At 40.2% G+C, this 16,922-nt stretch carries 16 protein-coding genes and 3 pseudogenes; 4 read left to right on the top strand and 15 right to left on the bottom strand.

What is annotated here, in order from left to right; all coding sequences use genetic code 11:
* Positions 1–186: 186 nt before the first annotated feature.
* The 9 genes and pseudogenes from P9687_RS16240 to P9687_RS16200 form a co-directional block, all read right to left on the bottom strand.
* Positions 187–864 (bottom strand): hypothetical protein, encoded by a 678-nt coding sequence (locus P9687_RS16240; protein WP_014096941.1) that lies wholly within the window; start codon positions 862–864, stop codon positions 187–189.
* A gap of 22 nt (positions 865–886) precedes the next feature.
* Complete coding sequence (locus P9687_RS16235) at positions 887–1,708, bottom strand: PTS system mannose/fructose/sorbose family transporter subunit IID (RefSeq protein ID WP_014096940.1); 822 nt, start codon at positions 1,706–1,708, stop codon at positions 887–889.
* Positions 1,705–2,505, bottom strand: coding sequence for a PTS mannose/fructose/sorbose/N-acetylgalactosamine transporter subunit IIC (locus P9687_RS16230; RefSeq protein ID WP_014096939.1), 801 nt, complete (start codon positions 2,503–2,505; stop codon positions 1,705–1,707). The genes P9687_RS16235 and P9687_RS16230 overlap by 4 nt, the downstream gene beginning before the upstream one ends.
* Positions 2,506–2,517: 12 nt before the next feature.
* Positions 2,518–3,009 (bottom strand): PTS sugar transporter subunit IIB, encoded by a 492-nt coding sequence (locus P9687_RS16225; RefSeq protein ID WP_014096938.1) that lies wholly within the window; start codon positions 3,007–3,009, stop codon positions 2,518–2,520.
* Positions 3,010–3,020: 11 nt separating this feature from the next.
* Positions 3,021–3,461, bottom strand: a complete 441-nt coding sequence (locus P9687_RS16220) for a PTS sugar transporter subunit IIA (protein ID WP_014096937.1) — start codon at positions 3,459–3,461, stop codon at positions 3,021–3,023.
* Between the two features lie 173 nt (positions 3,462–3,634).
* A complete protein-coding gene (locus P9687_RS16215; protein WP_179234739.1) occupies positions 3,635–4,207 on the bottom strand; it encodes a PRD domain-containing protein in 573 nt (190 codons plus the stop codon).
* A 38-nt stretch (positions 4,208–4,245) separates the two neighbouring features.
* Positions 4,246–5,798, bottom strand: a pseudogene (locus P9687_RS16210) (sigma 54-interacting transcriptional regulator).
* Positions 5,799–5,842: 44 nt separating this feature from the next.
* Positions 5,843–6,262 (bottom strand): HTH domain-containing protein, encoded by a 420-nt coding sequence (locus P9687_RS16205; protein ID WP_051039153.1) that lies wholly within the window; start codon positions 6,260–6,262, stop codon positions 5,843–5,845.
* 128 nt (positions 6,263–6,390) lie between these two features.
* Positions 6,391–6,615 carry a hypothetical protein gene (locus P9687_RS16200; RefSeq protein WP_013860568.1) on the bottom strand — a complete coding sequence of 75 codons (225 nt, stop codon included), beginning with the start codon at positions 6,613–6,615 and terminating at the stop codon, positions 6,391–6,393.
* A gap of 255 nt (positions 6,616–6,870) precedes the next feature.
* Here P9687_RS16200 and P9687_RS16195 point away from each other — a divergent pair, with 255 nt between their 5' ends.
* From P9687_RS16195 to P9687_RS16185, 3 genes are all read left to right on the top strand, one after another.
* The gene (locus P9687_RS16195; protein WP_014096932.1) at positions 6,871–7,074 is read left to right on the top strand and encodes a hypothetical protein; all 204 of its coding nucleotides are present in this window, start codon (positions 6,871–6,873) and stop codon (positions 7,072–7,074) included.
* Between the two features lie 14 nt (positions 7,075–7,088).
* Positions 7,089–7,625: an isochorismatase family cysteine hydrolase gene (locus P9687_RS16190; protein ID WP_017550765.1), complete on the top strand. Its 537-nt coding sequence runs from the start codon at positions 7,089–7,091 to the stop codon at positions 7,623–7,625.
* 184 nt (positions 7,626–7,809) lie between these two features.
* Positions 7,810–8,316, top strand: coding sequence for a S4 domain-containing protein (locus P9687_RS16185; RefSeq protein ID WP_013860569.1), 507 nt, complete (start codon positions 7,810–7,812; stop codon positions 8,314–8,316).
* A gap of 221 nt (positions 8,317–8,537) precedes the next feature.
* Here the strand turns inward: P9687_RS16185 and P9687_RS16180 are convergent, their stop codons facing one another.
* From P9687_RS16180 to rlmD, 3 genes and pseudogenes are all read right to left on the bottom strand, one after another.
* A complete protein-coding gene (locus P9687_RS16180) occupies positions 8,538–9,560 on the bottom strand; it encodes a hypothetical protein (protein WP_061564844.1) in 1,023 nt (340 codons plus the stop codon).
* 426 nt (positions 9,561–9,986) lie between these two features.
* A pseudogene (locus tag P9687_RS16175) lies at positions 9,987–10,486 on the bottom strand (LURP-one-related/scramblase family protein).
* A gap of 362 nt (positions 10,487–10,848) precedes the next feature.
* Entirely contained in the window at positions 10,849–12,222 is a 1,374-nt protein-coding gene (rlmD, locus tag P9687_RS16170; RefSeq protein WP_061565280.1) for a 23S rRNA (uracil(1939)-C(5))-methyltransferase RlmD, read from the bottom strand.
* A gap of 191 nt (positions 12,223–12,413) precedes the next feature.
* Between rlmD and putP the strand changes: the two genes are divergently transcribed.
* On the top strand, positions 12,414–13,892 hold the full coding sequence (gene putP, locus P9687_RS16165; RefSeq protein WP_081111656.1) for a sodium/proline symporter PutP: 1,479 nt from the start codon (positions 12,414–12,416) through the stop codon (positions 13,890–13,892).
* 456 nt (positions 13,893–14,348) lie between these two features.
* Here the strand turns inward: putP and P9687_RS16160 are convergent, their stop codons facing one another.
* From P9687_RS16160 to P9687_RS16150, 3 genes and pseudogenes are all read right to left on the bottom strand, one after another.
* Positions 14,349–15,263, bottom strand: coding sequence for a diacylglycerol kinase (locus P9687_RS16160; RefSeq protein WP_014096926.1), 915 nt, complete (start codon positions 15,261–15,263; stop codon positions 14,349–14,351).
* 374 nt (positions 15,264–15,637) lie between these two features.
* Positions 15,638–16,438 carry an arylamine N-acetyltransferase gene (locus tag P9687_RS16155; RefSeq protein ID WP_061565196.1) on the bottom strand — a complete coding sequence of 267 codons (801 nt, stop codon included), beginning with the start codon at positions 16,436–16,438 and terminating at the stop codon, positions 15,638–15,640.
* A 212-nt stretch (positions 16,439–16,650) separates the two neighbouring features.
* Positions 16,651–16,922, bottom strand: a pseudogene (locus P9687_RS16150) (hypothetical protein); the annotation flags it as partial.

The following is a 16,922-nucleotide window of genomic DNA, read 5'->3' as shown; positions in this document are numbered from 1 at the left end:
AAATAAAAACCAGCTCATCAAATACAATTTTAATTAGGGCTTGCTGAACGAATCAAATTTTAGCTTGTATTCGACTTGTCACTAAGCCATGCCAAAATATTCGTCCAGCAAGCTCTAATTATTTAAATTATTACATATTTAGCCGCATTTTTGGGGGGGGAATAGTTAAATTATCACGAAAAATTTTTACTCCTCAGAGCTGTAAGCATTCGGATCACATAAGATGAATGGTATGAACTTTGCTTTACCCGGACTTATAGAAAAATGGACTGTTTTTTTATCCGCGCTTTGCGGGCAATGCATTAAAATATTGCGCCGATCCGAGTATTTCTTTTCATACAACTTTGGCAATATGAGTTCGCCTGTAAGATTTGTTGGCTTCAAATTTTCAATATAGATCCCATAGACAAGGCAGCTTAGTCTTGCACCCGTTCTTCCGACGGGTGCATACACAATGATGGTGCATTTTAAATCTTTTAAGTCGTGTTTAATTCTTGGAAACAAATTAAACACCAGGTCTGCCTCAACCCTGTTTTTGGAATTTTTAAAGTCATAAAGTTTATCATCATAACGTATTTTAAATGATAAGTCATTTTCCTGAACAAAATCCTTTGATACCCATACCCCGGGTTTGTCTTCCGTTAAATAATTACCATGATAAAACGATATGCTTTTAATGGTTCCAAACTCATCTATACTGGATGTCACTTTATTATTTGTAACATCAAAAGAAAAAGATTGATCCGGCAGTTGCTTGAGATAATAACTTTCTTTATTTGTACTAAAATATTTTCCGTTCTCAATTGTTAAATTGAAATAGGGATTGACCGATTCATCGATAAATTGAGTTATGTTTTTTGCCATATTATTTTCTCCCGAATTTTTTTTAGACAATGCCCAAGACAGACAACAGTACGCCTAAAACCATGATCCCGAAGATAATTGCGATAACATTTACTTTTTTCTTCAATAAATAGAAGCAAAGAAAAGTGATCAGCAAAGGAATGATTCCTACAAAAATACTATCCAATACATTTTGGACGTTCATGATTTCTTTTCCATGCATATGAAAAGCTAAGACTGTTTTAAATTTAACCATTTGGACAGCCATCGCACCAACCATGATCAGCCCTAAAATACTGGCAGCTTTTGTTAAAACTGCGATAATGCCTTCTGAATACATTTTTTCAATATACTTGGACCCAAGTGAATATCCTAAAAATGCGCCGTAATACCGGATTAAATAGTTGGGTATATTAAACGCCAATAAAAAGATAAGCGGTGCCAGGAAATTCCCCGCATTTGCAAGCCCGATTGCCAGTCCGGCACATACAACACGCCATACACCCCAAAAAAGGGAATCACCAATGCCGGCTAACGGCCCCATCAAACTTAATTTAATGGCATTAATACTTTTCGGATCAAAGTTAGGTTTCTCACTGTTTTCCTTTTCCATTGAACCGGCAATTCCCATCACAAAAGAAGCAAAGGGGATAGTTGTACTAAAATAAGCTGTATGCCTTTCAAGCGCTAATTTCCGGTCTTCTTTATTTTTATAGAAATGGTGAATAAACGGTATCATAGAGTAGCAAAAACCGCCTCCTCCCATCGTAATCGGATTGACCGAAATATACATGGTAGCGGAACGCCAAAACATTTTTCTAATCATTTTCTTTTCGTCTTTACTAAGGTTCTGTGTTAGTTTCATTTGAAAAAGTCCTCCTCTTCATCCGAGATGGCGGCATTTACATCCGGGGCACTTGCCGTTGCCATCTTTTTCAATTGAAGATCTCTTGGAGAAACAACGACAGCAATGATAAACGCGATTGTAGCGACAGCAATTAAAGGAAGTTTTAAATATGCAACCAATACAACGCCTAAAAAGAAGTAAGCAGCAATTTTATTATCCCATAGCATCATTAACAGCATTGCCATCCCTACGGCAGGCAACATGTTCCCGGCAACTGTTAAACCATTCATAATCACTTTCGGAATACTGTTTAATACATCTCTGACAACATCCGATCCAAACAATACCGCGAAAAATGGGATGAGCGCATATAAACCATAGTGTAAGAACCATAATCCATAGTGAAGGCCGACGATTGATTTTTCTTTTCCTTCAAGCGCGAGCTTTCTGAATTTCGGTGCAAATGGCCCGATAACAAAAGAAAAGATCAAGTTCATCAATTGCAGTCCTAAAATGGCTAATGGAAAAACCAACGGGATAATCGCGCCCATATTCCCGCCCATGTTGATTGAAAAAACAGTGGCTAATCCTGCTGCCAGTGAAGGCTCTGCTGTACTGGATATGCCAATATTGACGACGCCCATAAATATTGTTTCCAGAGACGCCCCTACAAGGAGTCCTGTGTTTAAGTACCCCAGTAATAAACCCGTAAGAGGAGCGACAACGATTGGGCGGCTTAGCATAGACATGCCAAGCAATTCATGTCCTGCAACTCCTGCAAATACTGCAAACGCGACGACAATTGCATCATACACAAGGTATTCCTCCTAACGTCTTATGTTTTTAAGGATATTTACAGCTAACTTTTTTTCCATGGCTGGAGTAGGCTGAAATTCTGTATTTGGATACAGCTTTACCAATGTTTCTAAATGATCAATTTCTTCTTGTGTGAGCATGACTTCTTTTGAGAATGTGATCTTTTCCCCATCTGTCATTTTTCCGGCGTTTCCGATATTTACGAGTTCAATGTCCTGAAATCTTTCGCAAATTGTAACAGCATCTTTCACAGTTGTGACCAATACCATAAGCCTCATTTTTTGAGCCCTTGGGTCGTTCAGCAGTTGTATTGCAGACTCCACCGTTTTAATAATGCATTTTATCTCTTGAGGCACAGCCATTTTCAAACTCATTTTTTGAATTTCATTATTTGCTGCCTCATCATTTGCAACTACTAAACCATCAAGTTTTAACGCCTTCGTCCAAGTCATGGCTACTTGTCCATGTATTAATCTTTCATCCACTCTCAGAGCAACGATCATCTTAATCCCTCCTAATTAAAAAATAAATCCTCATTGTTATCTTTTTCCGTTTCCTGTTTGGAAAGATTGCTTAGTTCGATTAATTTCATTTGTTTCTGAGAATCGGCAACCATTTCCTCTAGCAGCTGATCCGTCAGTTTTTTTGTTGAAAGCACGACTTCAAGGATGACCGGTAAGTTAAAACCGGAAATGAGATGCACTTTTCTTTTTATGGAACTGGCGTAAGCAATGATCTTCTGGGTTACACTTCCTCCGTATAAATCAGTAAAGATAATAATTTCATTTTCTTCACTTGCAGATTGGAAAAAATGTTCAATTTGTTTGTCAATGCTCTCATCATTGACGTATGCATTCAAAAAATAGATGTTTTCTTCCACACCCGTAAGAAGTTTAATACTGCTTTTGATGCCGTTTGCAAAATAACCATGAGTGGCAACTAATATTTTGTTCATTTCTCTCCTCCTTTCGTCTCATCGGTTTTTCGTATATTATTAATGCAATTTCCGTGCCAGTCTTTTAAAAAACAGGTATGCCAGGCATTTCAATTGTAAAAAATAATGTGTCCAAAAAATTGGACACAACAGGAACACTGGATAGACAGATTACGGGATTCACGAAAGCCCTCTCATTTTTGAATAAACGGGCCAATTAATTGGTATAACAACGAGATTTCGTATTGGCTGACCATAATGTTGTAATTATTTTCCATTGGCTTAAAAATATTTTTTGAAGTAACGTAGAATTCCGCTTCGGGTTCTGACAATTTCTCTTTAATATCCTCTTTTTCTTCTCGAGAAATAAAAAGACGTTCTATCATAAGAGCGATGTGCATATACAAATTTAACTTTACTTTTCCAGTAAACGTAATACGATAATAATTTTCATATTTTGTCAAAACATTTTCCACTTCATTGATCACAACAACGGGATTTAAAAATTTCAGCCGGTCTACCACGCCTTGTATTGAAAATAGTTTTAGCAATTCCTGAATCATTTTATCAAAGGAATTTCTACTGATATCGTTATAAATTAAACTCCATAAATTGGAAATACCCTCTGCATCCAGCATATTGTATATATTGACATGGGGAATGGAAAAAGAGCTTGGTAAGTCCGTTGTGGTAATGACAAGCTTTGTTTTGTCAAAATAATTTTTTGAATTCCTGTCAATTGTATTTTTCAATTCCCTGTATTCCATCGTTAATACTTCTATCTTTTCTGTAGATAAATACTTGCTCATGATATCTTTAATTTTTTCCGATATGCCCATGCCGGACATACAAGAAATAATGATGTTTTTTGTTTTTGAGAAGCCTTCAAAATACTGGGTTTCAATTTTATATTTTTCGACAGACTGTTCTCTGCTATGGTTTTAAAAGGCACCCTGTTTTTTATTTTAAGCCCTATGTCCAGTGCAATCGAGGTGGTTAAGTTGTCGACTATTAATAAATCACCCTGCAGAGCGTTCTTAATGGATGAATACAGTTTGCTGAGCGAACCCATATCAACTAATAAAGTAAGCCCGTCCGGATTCGCCTGATGATGAATAAACATACGTGCTTCTGTAATAATATTTTCCAGTGCTGTATTGATCGGCATATCAATGGCTTCAAAAACATATGTTTCACATAATCGGTTGACCACAGACTGGATACTGCTGGCCGTGCTTTCTCCATGAGCGATGAGCAAACCCTTCAGTTCAATATCTTCTTTCACATAATCAGATAGCAGGAGGGAGATCACTATTTTTAGGAACGCACTTTTTTCGCTTGTTAAGTGCAGGGAACTGACAAATTTATCGGCAATATAACTCGTTCTTGGATAAACCGTTTGAATTTCTATATTTAAATCCTTTAAACAGCCTAAAAAGGGTATCTTTTTCTCATGAATGTAATAATAAAAATCAAAGCTGATTTTGTCTATTGATACACTGTTTACAATCCCGTACCGGTTCATAATGATATCTTCCCATTTTTGAATAAACATGTTCTTTACATACATTATGCTTTGATTGGATACATTTTCAAAGTAAGAAAAGTTACCCAAGCTTTTTAAATGAAGCGTCTGTAATCTGTTTTTTAATTGTTCCAATGACGCCTTTGAACCCGTGCCTTTAGCATCGTGCAAATCTGACATGATTTTTTTCAATTCCAGCATGAAGCCATCTGCATGCTCCTGGTCAAAATCAAAAGGGAATGCATATTCAATCAAGAGATAATTGTGCGGATACTTGCTTGTTTCCGCTTTCCGAACAGGCATATCAGAAATGGTACCGGGGCTTATCAGTAAAGTATCATGGTCGGGATGATGATTATAAGCATCAGCACAACTCAGCTTAATCATATTTTTTAACTTTCCGATGTTGCCATTAAAATGGCTGTTTAATAATAATTGTACGGACTCTCCTTTAACCAATATATTTTTTTGAAGGATGTTTGCTTCTTGATAAAACATATATTTTATTAACTGTATTTTTTCAGCCAATGGCCGGTTATTGAAATTAGAAATAGTAACATGTACTTGAATCCTTCTCAGAAATGTTTCTAAAAATATATTTTCCTCATTTTCTGTGGTTGCGAAAATAAATCGGACTTTCGATTCATTCCATGTCTTATTTTCCCCGAGCGGTCTGTATTTGCCGGTATCCATGAACAAAAAAAGCTTTTCCTGGTTTTCTTTAGATAATCTATGGATCTCGTCTAAAAATAAAAAGCCACCGTCCGCCTCTTGGATAAGCCCGTCTTTTTCCGGGTTGCCCCCGTAAAAGCACCCTTTTTATAACCAAACAGAACAGAAGATAATAATTCTGCATTGTCTGCGTAGTCTGCACAGTTTAAAACAATGTAAGGGGCGTTTTTTTAATAACCTCTTGATTTATGGCATACTGATAGATTAACGACGCGAGAAAACTTTTGCCGACACCTCTTTGTCCGGTGATCAATATATTTAAACCGTTAGGAGGGTATTTAACCGCCGCCTGGCAACGTTGTATGATTTCACTCTGGCTGCCATGATATCCAATAAAAGATTCGAAGACGTCTTCCGTTTTCATCTTGCTTATAACAGACCAATAGACAGGTTTTGTGGCTGTTTTTGCCACTTTTCCTTCTTCAAGTAACCTGGAAAGATAATGACTTACTACTTGCCTTGAAAGGGAAAGCTTTTCTGCAATTTCTGATGCAGTAATTCCATCTTTGGCGGTATTTAATTCGCTTAGTAATTTAAATACCTTATCTTGCGCTGATATTTTCATTTTGCTCACTCCCGGCTGGAACTCTATATTGATAGCACAATCATACCATTTGAAAAATATATTACAAATTCAGAAAAAAGCAAGAGATATGGCCGGAGTGGATATAACTTATCTTAAAATCTCTTGATTCAAGGATAGCAACGCCAGGCACTCCACGGAAAAAAGCGGTTCGGGCTGGTGTTGTTTAGTCGGAAAGTATCAACGGCAGTTAATAACAAGTGATCAATGAGACCATTCTCCAGTTCCTTTTTCAACTCCGGAAAAGTGGCTTCTTTGAACTCTTTTTTTGTCCAGATCAGCTTTATCAAAGTATACGTTGCCATAGAGTAGCTGAATCCAAGCCTGTTTAACATCTTAGAAACACCCTTTGGAGTAAAAGTATTAGGAAAAATTAGATTTTTATTTACTTTTCTCCCTAAACTTTTTGGCCTTTTGAGGGATTCGAAGTATTTTGGAGGACCCATTAAAAATAGGGAGTAATATGAGAATGGGGTTTTATTTCCTGATGGAATATTGCTAAATTTAAGTCTAATAGGGATTTACAAATATTTATATTTAGTGTACAATTCTGTATATAAGATGAAACACAAAGACTGGGGGAAGGTATTGTGAAGTATCCATTAGTACGTAAGCATCTCATGATGGTACCCTTCGGTAAGAAATTGTCTATAGGAACTATTCCTAATGGCGCAATTGAAATTGAAGATCCTGATAGAGCGATTGATTCTGTATTATCCATTTATGATGGAAAAAGAACAGTAGAGGAAATACATAGATTGAATGTTATGGATAATATTAAAAAACTAATTTAAAAGGAGATTCTTTTATGAAAGCACTACTTGTTTTAGATATGCAAAATGGAATATTAGAAATGAAGGACTTTAGTGAAGAAAGGAATAAAATCAAGAACATTATAAAAAGGTTTAAAGATGCAAAAGATTTGGTGGTATTAACAAAACATATAGATAAGGATCCAAATAGTCCACTAGCTGAAAATACTGAAAAGAGTGATATTGATAAGGAATTTGCTCAATATGCGGATCTTACTATAACCAAAAACACTCCAAGTGCATTTTTTGGTACAAAGTTAGATTCTATTTTAAAGGAAAAAAATATTGATCATCTATATATTACAGGATTTAATACAGAGTATTGCTGTTTATTTACTGCTATAACTGCATTTGAAAGGGGATATAAAGTCACTTTTATCGAAGATGCAACAGGAACTGTTAATGATGATGATACCTATGAAATGAAGGGATTGGATATAAACGATTTTGTAGGTTGTATATTGGATTGGTCAGGTATAATTGAGGTTCTTTACTACGAGGAGTTTGAAGAGCAATATGCTGCATCAATATGAGAAGGCTATTGTATCAACAATAGTGACCAGGGGTATCTTGTGAATGTCTTTTGATTCTTTATGAAAACGGATTTATCCTACGTAATAGTAGAAGTATTATTCTTCATTTATTTCATTTTGAGAGATAAATATAAACAAAAGAAGCACTTTAATAAAATGAAAATTTCCATTGAGGTGTGTAACTATGAATATTATTACCTACAATTGGTCCGTTCATAATGGGGAAAAAGTTGAAACTGTAGTCAAGTATTGCCCAAATTGCGGAAAGGTAGTAAATTTTTATGACACTTTAATGAGAAGACATAATTCAAACGGAAAAAATATTTATAAATTTACTATTTTTAAATGCGAAAAAAACCACACTTGGAATAGAAAAGAGAAAATCTTTAAATCGTATGACCCTAAGTTGGAAATTAAAAATAGGGATTTTCCGAATGAAGCACCCCAGAATGATAACGAAAAAATTAATTTGGTTACACACTTAAAAAACGGATTTAATAAGATTTGTATTAATATAAATTATTTAGATGAACCTGTTCGTATCGATAAGTTGCTTGGAAATCAACTCATTGATATAAGTAGGAATCAAATTTGTTCGTTAATTAAAGAGGGGAAAATACTATTGAATAAAAATACAATTAAAAATCATACTGCTGTTAAAGAAAAAGATACAATAGAAATATTTATTTGATAAAAAATTAAATGATATTTTCACGGGATCAGTTCTATATTTTTATATTTAACCTGTGAAACTGAATAAGGAGATACCAAATCTTTACAGTATCCTTTTTAACTTCTGGTTACGGATACAGGAATCTACCACCACCCTACCAATTACCAACCTTCTTACAGGTGAATATACGAAAACCAAGGATTGGTGTGCCAATCCTTGGTCCTTGTTGAAGAACGTTACTACATGTCTTCATCATTGTTAAATTCATCGTTTTCTTTCAAAAATTGATAGGTAAATTGCAGTTCTTTCCTCGGCCTTATGCCATTTTTTACCGCGGCCTCGTATTCTCTTAGCCAATAATTTTTCTGATCGTATGCTTTAAGCTTATTGAGCAAGATAAACAATGCGTCTTCTTTAGATTCCTCCTGAATATTGCTTTTAAAATAACGGATAGCTGACTCATATTCACACAGTTCCATCTTTAGTTTGAAAACTGTTTCAACCAATTCATTTATATTTCGCTCCCGGCTATATTCGTCATCCTTCCAAACCCATGTCTCTTCAGGCGTTATCGTTCGCTGCTTCAATCCCATTAGAAAATGATGGCATTGTTCGATTGCTATTTCTTTAGCATCCACAGTTCTCAAATTCGCAATGAACACGTTGAATAAAGATGACCGCAGTGTATCCATGTCGAGATGATAATTAATAATTTGTTTCAGGGCAGAACTTATAGTTTCTTTGTTAATCCCCATACTGAATTTTCTTTTTAGGAGAATATCGAATAATTCCACTTGCTCCATACCAATAGATCTAAAGGGATTGTCTGTGTTAAAGATGTAATAGCCACACCCATAACATAACATTTCATACAGTGCATCGAGTAAATCTGTAGCACGCTTCCCTTCGTTTCCTTCAACGGGTACCTGTTGCAATTGTTTTATGTATGATTTGACCTTGAATCGCCACTTGGGACGTTCCTTTTTGCTAACATACCGATTTGGGGCAATGTAATTTTGTTTATAAGCATTTTGAATGAATTGCGTAATTTCACGTTCCAAATCATTAAGGTCAACATGTTTTTCTTTCTCTTTTTTTATCTTTTCAGCTTCTTTGTACTGCTGAAAATCTTGCAACATCCCATCAATTTCTTTTTCATCACGCACTTTTTTCGGTATCGCCTTATACAATTCAATCATCATTTTGCTTAAGTCGTCCTTACTGTATTTTTCAAGGAGCTCTCTCAGCTCAGTGACACGCATTTAACATCCCTCCCATTCGTTTAAAAAACTCCCGGATTCCCGGCATTTGCTTGTTTCAATCAACAAATGTTACTCAATGGTATCTATTTTATTTACCATGTAACCCTCTGTTTAAATAAAAATTTTAAGTGATAAACTTCGAAGGTAAATTACTTATAACAAACTGTTTTTATGTTTTCATTGGATATAGTTTTTCCTATCTGGTTCTTTCATTATATTTACACTCCTTTCATTTTTCAATATATCTTTTATAAGTTCACATTTTTATTTGAATTACATAATTAATCCGCTTTCATCCAGCTTTTAATCCTTTTCTTCGGTATCACACTCTTCACATCTGTCAAATCTATGGAAATGTGTATGTGCAAACCATAAGTTTAAAAAAAGGGTGTGATACCCAGAGTGATTAAAGTGTCACTTTTCCCTTTAATATGTTGCTGGCGAGTTTGCAGCTGCCTGATCAGCCTTTACACAATCGATGGCGACAACGATAGCTATGAGAATCGTTTCCATTTCTTCTTTTAAGATTTGAATTTTGTAACTATCGCCCCAAGTAAACCATTCCTTACTAACTTTACCGACCACTTCTCACCGTGCCGCAACACTTCAAAATCCATATCCAGCCAATTCCCACGCACTTCAATTCCTGCCGCATCAATCGTATAGCGTGCCTTAAAGAAGGATAGCTCTTTCTTTATTGTTAACACTTCTCGTCCATTTACCTCGACAATAAACTTTGGAAGAAAGCTAAACGCCTTTTTCGTAATAAGCGCGACTTCCTCTCGTTTTGTATTCATAATCGAGAACGTCTTAGGGATTTGCAAAAAGCTGCCCTCAACATAATAAACATCTCGTTCCTGTTGATCCTTGACCGTAAATTTGCCGCTTAAACTAAAAACCTTCTGCTTCATATATAGCTGCTTCATACCCGTCCTCCTTTATTTTAAAGGAATTTTTTATGATTCTATTCTCTCACATTATACCGAATCCACCAATGGGTTGACATGGCTGTTTGTACTAGAATAGAAAAATAATCTTGAATATAGAAGTTAAATTAAATGCTCGTTTGTTTAATAGTCTTTGGACACTATATAAAATGCACTAAACCTTGTTATTCTGTTTCCTAGCCCTGAAGTTACAAAGGCTCAAGACATTCCTTTTGCACAAAAAATAATTCGATAAGATATTGTAGGAAAAGTAATCGAAAGAGACATCGTAATTTAATATGAAAAAGACCCAGAAATCGAAAATGAAATCCGGGTCTGAATGGGAAATGTTTTATATTATTCTACATCCCAAACAGCAATTTTGTGACGACTTCCACATGTGTCGTATGCGGAAACATGTCAACAGGCTGTACTTCCACTGTACGGTATCCTCCCGTTTCCAGGAACCGCAAGTCTCTTGCCAATGTTGCCGGGTTGCAGGAGACGTAGACGACTTTTTGCGGTTTCATCTCCAGGATGGTTTTGAGCAGGGCTTCGTCACAGCCTTTGCGCGGCGGGTCAACCACTAAGACATCTGCCTTGTTGCCTGCCTCGTACCATTTTGGGATGACCGTTTCCGCTGTGCCCGCTTCAAACTCCACATTCGTGATACCGTTGAGCGCCGCATTTCGCTTTGCATCTTCAATCGCTTCCGGCACAATTTCTACGCCGAATACTTTGCGGGCCTTCTGTGCAAGGAAAAGCGAAATTGTCCCGATGCCACAGTATGCATCAATGACCGTTTCGCTGCCGGTAAGTTCCGCGTACTCGAGCGCTTTTTCATACAGCACTTTCGTCTGAACGGGATTGACCTGGTAAAAAGAAGGCGCGGAGATGGCGAATTTTATATCCCCGATTTTGTCGTAAATGACCTCATTTCCCCACAGTACTTTGGTTTTCTCCCCTAAAATCACGTTTGTGCGCTTCGGGTTGATATTGTGCACGATCGACTTAACTTGCGGCAGGCGCGAGACCACTAAATCCACGAGTTTTTTCCGATGCGGCAGTTCCACTGTTCTCGTGATCAGGACGACCATCAGCTCGCCGGTCTTCCTCCCGTAACGCACCATGATGTGGCGGAGGACGCCGCTGTGATGTTCCTCATCGTAAGCCGGGATGCCAAGTTCCCGGCAAATTTCTTTTACCACTTGGACGGCTTCGTTTACCGCCGGAAGCTGGATCACGCTCTCATCGGCATCTAGTATTTCATGGGTTCTCGGTTTAAAAAAGCCGGCTACGAGTTTCCCATTTTTTTCGCCGACCGGCACCTGGGCTTTGTTCCGGTAATGCCACGGGTTGTCCATGCCGATCATCGGATGGATGCGGGCGTCTTCAATTTTTCCAATCCGGGCAAGTACCTGGCGCACCTGATTTTCCTTGTACATGAGCTGACCATCATAGCGGATATGTGCAAGCTGGCAGCCGCCGTATTTCGGTGCGTCTTCTTTCGGGATGTCGACGCGGTACGGACTCCTTTCGTACAGTTCGAGGAGGCGGCCGATCCCGTAGTTCTTGTTGGCTTTAATGACTTTCACGCGGGCTTTCTCCCCCGGAAGGCCGTTTTTGACAAACAGCGGGTAGCCGTCCACCTTCGCCACCCCTGAACCGTCATGCGTCAAATCTTCAAAAACAACCTCTATTTCTTCGTTCTTTTGAACCGATAATGTTTTTTTCATGCCTGTCTTCCTTTTCGTCTTAATGGCTACGGAAATTTTAACATAAAGCGGCTTTGAATACGAAAAACAATCAGTTGCCGCGGACTGTTTTCTTGAATATTCGGCCGTTTTTAAAAATACACCTTTATTAAACAGATATTATGATGATAAAATGTTGTTGAAAGGACCAAAAACAAAGGGGGAAACGCTTCTTGAGTGATCAAACATTAAAAATGATTTCGATCGCCATTTATATGGTGCTGATGCTCTGGATCGGCTGGGTGGCTTACCGGCGGACGAGCAACCTCGATGATTATATGCTCGGCGGACGTTCGCTCGGCCCTGCAGTTGCTGCTTTAAGCGCAGGCGCTGCCGATATGAGTGGATGGCTGTTGATGGGCCTGCCGGGCGGTATTTATCTGACCGGGCTTGCTGATGCATGGATTGCGATCGGACTTACGATTGGGGCCTATTTAAACTGGCGGCTTGTGGCACCGCGTCTCCGCTCCTATACAAAGGTGGCCGGTGATTCCATTACGATCCCTTCTTATCTTGAAAACCGTTTCAAAGACCCGACCAAAATGCTGCGGCTTGTTTCTGCACTTGTCATTTTAATTTTCTTTACGCTTTATGTATCTTCCGGGATGGTATCCGGGGCCGTCTTTTTTGAAAACTCATTCCATACGTCCTATTATTTAGGGCTGATCATCGTTGCGGGCGTTGTTGTGTTGTACACGCTTTTCGGCGGGTTTCTCGCTGTTTCATGGACCGATTTTGTCCAAGGGCTGATCATGGTCATCGCGCTCGTTCTTGTGCCGATTGTGGCTTTTACCAAAACGGGCGGGCCGGTTGAAACTTTCCATACCGTGAAATCGATCAATCCGGATTTGCTGGACTTTTTCAAAGGGACAACGGCATTGGGGATCATTTCCGCGCTCGCGTGGGGGCTCGGCTATGTCGGCCAGCCGCATATTATTGTCCGCTTTATGGCGATTAAATCGGTAAAAGAAACGAAAAGCGCGCGCAGAATTGGGATCGGCTGGATGATTTTGTCGCTGATCGGCACATCCCTTACTGCGTTGATTGGGATTGCTTATTTCCATCAGGCCGGCCATAAACTGGAAAATCCGGAAACGGTTTTTATCCAGCTCGGGCAGATTTTGTTTCACCCGCTCATTGCCGGATTTGTGCTGGCAGCAGTGCTTGCAGCGATTATGAGCACCGTCTCATCCCAACTGCTTGTTACTTCAAGTGCGCTGACGGAGGACCTGTATAAGCTCTTCTTCCGTCGCAATGCTTCGGATAAAGAGTCGGTATTTTTCGGGAGGCTCGCGGTGCTTGTTGTTTCTGTTGTCGCTGCATTGCTCGCTTTAAACCGCGATTCCACCATTTTGCAGCTTGTCAGCTATGCATGGGCCGGGTTTGGCGCATCATTCGGGCCGGTGATCTTTTTGAGCCTGTTCTGGCGCAAGATGAACCACTGGGGCGCCCTTTTCGGTATGATTGTGGGTGCCGTGACAGTGATTATCTGGACCGTGTCAGGAATGGATGCCAAATTGTACTCCATGGTACCGGGTTTTGCCTTTAACCTGATTGTCAGCATGGTGATCAGCATCGCAACCTACAAACACCATGCAGGCATTGAAGAAGAATTTAATGACAGCCTTTCCGCAATGAAAAAGGAAAGTTGATTGTAAAAAACGTCGGAAGCTTTTTATACTGCTTCCGGCTTTTTCAATGGAGCAGGGGTTGCACAAAATGCCGGGTTGGACTACAGATTTAAAAAACGCCGGCAGTCTGCGTGTATGCTTCCGGCGTTTAATCTTGTCCTACAGGCATTATTTCCAATCAGAGATGGCTCAGATTTCCAAAATCTGGGACTGCTTTCCGGTCTTTTCACTAAGCGGTTATTGCTAAAAGCCCGCGATGGCAGTATTTTCAAAAGCCAGCAGTCTGCATACCCGCTTCCCGCTCTTTTGTCAGTCAGCCCTGTCTTGCGAGCGGTTGTTGCTAACCAGAGGTGGCGGTACAGATTTTCAAAAGCCGGAACTGCTGCCCGGTTTTTTACCAAGGCGGTTGTTGCCAAAACCCTGGATGGCAGTGTTTTAAAAAGCCAGCAGTCTGCATACCCGCTTCCCGCTCTTTTGTCAGTCAACCCTGTCTTGTGGGCGGATTTTATCAAGCGGCGCAAAGACTTCGAGATGGCGGTACAGGTTTTCAAAAACGGCAGGGGCTTCTCCGCCGAGTTCGCCGTCCAGATTTAATAAAATTTTATCCGGCGAATGAACTTTTACGCGGCTGGCAGAGGTGTAAATGACGTTCGGATCATTCAGATGTTCACCGCGCAGCGCAAGGGTAACAACCCGGATGAACTCGGCCAGGTTCGTTTTTTTCAAAATCATTAATGTAAACAGCCCGTCATTGATTGAAGAGTCCGGAGCAAGTTTTTCAAAACCGCCAATGGAATTCGTCAGGCCGATTAAAAACATCATCGCTTCGCCTTCAAACAGCTTCCCGTCATATTCAATCGTCATCTGGGTCGCGCGAATTGAAGGCAGCATTTCAATCCCTTTTAAATAATAGGCAAGCTGGCCGAGCATCGTCTTCAGCCGGCTTGGCACATCATATGTCAGTTCCGTGAGCCGCCCGCCGCCACCGATATTGATAAAATATTTCTCATTCATTTTCCCAATATCGACTGGAAGGGTATCGCCTTTTACGATAATTTCCGTTGCCGCCTGCACATCACGCGGGATTTGCAGGGCACGCGCAAAATCATTGGTCGTACCCATTGGGATGACGCCGAGTTTCGGCCGGTAATCCTGTTCGGCAATGCCGTTGACGACTTCATTGATCGTGCCGTCCCCACCGGCTGCCACGACAATATCATACTTGCGTTCAACCGCTTTCCTTGCTGCTTTAATGGCATCCCCGCCGCCGGTTGTGGCATGGCAGGACGTTTCATATCCGGCCACCTCCAATTTTTGCAGCACATCCGGGAGATGGCGCTTAAACGCTTCACGGCCGGAAGTCGGATTATATATGATTCTTGCTCGTTTCATTCGCATCATCCTTATTTATGTTGATGTACATGCGTATTTATGTAATCCCGTTTCGCGCAGGCAAAGGACAGTTTCCCCAAAACAGACCCGGATAGGGAAACTGCTCGATATGTTGTCCGTTCTTTCTGCATGGGGCAAATCCTTCATACATCCACCGAATTATCATACAACTTTTTTGAAAAAAAATCCACTAACAGCAAGGTTCGGCGTGCGCCTTGGCCGCAAAAAGACCCTTTTCGGCTGCCGTGTGCGTGGTGGCTGCCTTGTACCAAAGTGGTTCAAGGAAAGGGGGACGTGCAGGCAGAAATCATTTTCGCGTACACTGGTACAGCGGACCGCTTATCGATACTCAAATTCTCCATACCTACGCATCGTCACCGGCTAAACAACCGAATGCCGCGCGCATCCAGAAATTGTATCGTTTCCAGCAGAGCATCTTCGCCGATCTTGTATACTTCCCCGATGGTATCTTTCCAGCGGGCGAAATCCCGCATGTGCAGCTCGCGGATATTGCGGTAGTTCATAATTTTTAATGAGCGGTCGCGCAAATAGTAGCATTCCCGCCCGTTGAAGCGAACGGCGGTCACTCTGCGCATCGTCTGATTGGCGTTGTCGTCAAGGTAAGATGCACAAATGTCTTCTTTCAAATCGTCTTCCGTAAGCGGCAGCCATTCAATTGTTTTTTTCACAAAAGATTTCCCATTTGAACGGCGGTCGATTTCGTAACGGCCGGGCTCAAGCTGCGTAAAAATGATATCTTCACCAAAACCATGGAGCACGTGGCGCCGTTTTGCCTCAAGTTCAACCGGCTTCATGATCGGGGAGCCGTAGCCGACATCTACATACAATTTTTTTTCATTCAATAAAACCATCAGCGCAACATGGCCGGGCACCACACGCACAAACGAGCATTGAAAACCGAGGCTGCGCAACAGCCGCGCAAAATTGATGTTCAATGTAAAACAGGTGCCGCCCCATCCTTTTTCCCATAAATGGTCCACAAAAGTCTCAAACGGAGGTATGTAAATCCCCTCACGGAAGTAATGAAACTTGCTGAACGTTTCATAGGGAACATAGGAAAGATGGTGCTGGATAAGCCGCTGCAAAAAATTCAGCCCCGGCTCTTCACGTTCAAGCTTTAAGTAATTCAAATAAGCCTCCACCTGTTCTTCCATTTTCCTTTCCCCTTTCAAGTGCTTTATCCGTTCTTTTCGCTGCCCGGCATGAAAAAACCTTTTTTTCGCAACAATAGGGATGAAAAAAGTGACCAGCAGGCCCGACATGCACCTCTATTCCATTATAAACGTTTCAGCAGTAGACGCGCAGCTTACAGGCTCTTATTTCCTTATTGGAGCCTTTAAAAGGACAATTTGCTCCCGGTCCGGGTCTATTTTGTCTTTTTGAGACCTCCAAAAGGACAGGTCTGGCTTTCTTTTATCTTTTTGAAATCTTCAAAAGGACAATTCGACACTGATCCGGCTCTCTTTTGTCTTTTTGAAGCCCCCCAAAAAGACAATTTGCCCGGATTCCAGTTCCCTTTTGTCTTTTTGAACCCTCCAAAAAGACAGTTCGACCGGATTCCAGCTCTCTTTTGTCTTTTTGAAGCCCCCAAAAAGACAATTCGCCCGGATTCCAGTTCCCTTTTGTCTTTTTGAACCC

This window comes from Weizmannia sp. CD-2023, from assembly GCF_036225245.1.
Classification (GTDB): domain Bacteria; phylum Bacillota; class Bacilli; order Bacillales; family Bacillaceae_C; genus Weizmannia; species Weizmannia faecalis.
Note: the sequence above shows the minus strand (reverse complement) of the source record. Positions and strands in the feature narration are given on the sequence as shown.

Coding starts and splice junctions, on each gene's coding strand:
- P9687_RS16155 (WP_061565196.1), bottom strand. CDS start 16,438: ATGGAAGAACAGGTGGAGGCTTATTTGAATTACTTAAAGCTTGAACGT.
- P9687_RS16160 (WP_014096926.1), bottom strand. CDS start 15,263: ATGAAACGAGCAAGAATCATATATAATCCGACTTCCGGCCGTGAAGCG.
- P9687_RS16225 (WP_014096938.1), bottom strand. CDS start 3,009: ATGATCGTTGCTCTGAGAGTGGATGAAAGATTAATACATGGACAAGTA.
- P9687_RS16190 (WP_017550765.1), top strand. CDS start 7,089: ATGAAAGCACTACTTGTTTTAGATATGCAAAATGGAATATTAGAAATG.
- P9687_RS16185 (WP_013860569.1), top strand. CDS start 7,810: ATGAATATTATTACCTACAATTGGTCCGTTCATAATGGGGAAAAAGTT.
- P9687_RS16240 (WP_014096941.1), bottom strand. CDS start 864: ATGGCAAAAAACATAACTCAATTTATCGATGAATCGGTCAATCCCTAT.
- P9687_RS16200 (WP_013860568.1), bottom strand. CDS start 6,615: ATGTTAAACAGGCTTGGATTCAGCTACTCTATGGCAACGTATACTTTG.
- P9687_RS16180 (WP_061564844.1), bottom strand. CDS start 9,560: ATGCGTGTCACTGAGCTGAGAGAGCTCCTTGAAAAATACAGTAAGGAC.
- P9687_RS16205 (WP_051039153.1), bottom strand. CDS start 6,262: ATGAAAATATCAGCGCAAGATAAGGTATTTAAATTACTAAGCGAATTA.
- rlmD (WP_061565280.1), bottom strand. CDS start 12,222: ATGAAAAAAACATTATCGGTTCAAAAGAACGAAGAAATAGAGGTTGTT.
- P9687_RS16220 (WP_014096937.1), bottom strand. CDS start 3,461: ATGAACAAAATATTAGTTGCCACTCATGGTTATTTTGCAAACGGCATC.
- P9687_RS16235 (WP_014096940.1), bottom strand. CDS start 1,708: ATGAAACTAACACAGAACCTTAGTAAAGACGAAAAGAAAATGATTAGA.
- P9687_RS16215 (WP_179234739.1), bottom strand. CDS start 4,207: ATGGAATACAGGGAATTGAAAAATACAATTGACAGGAATTCAAAAAAT.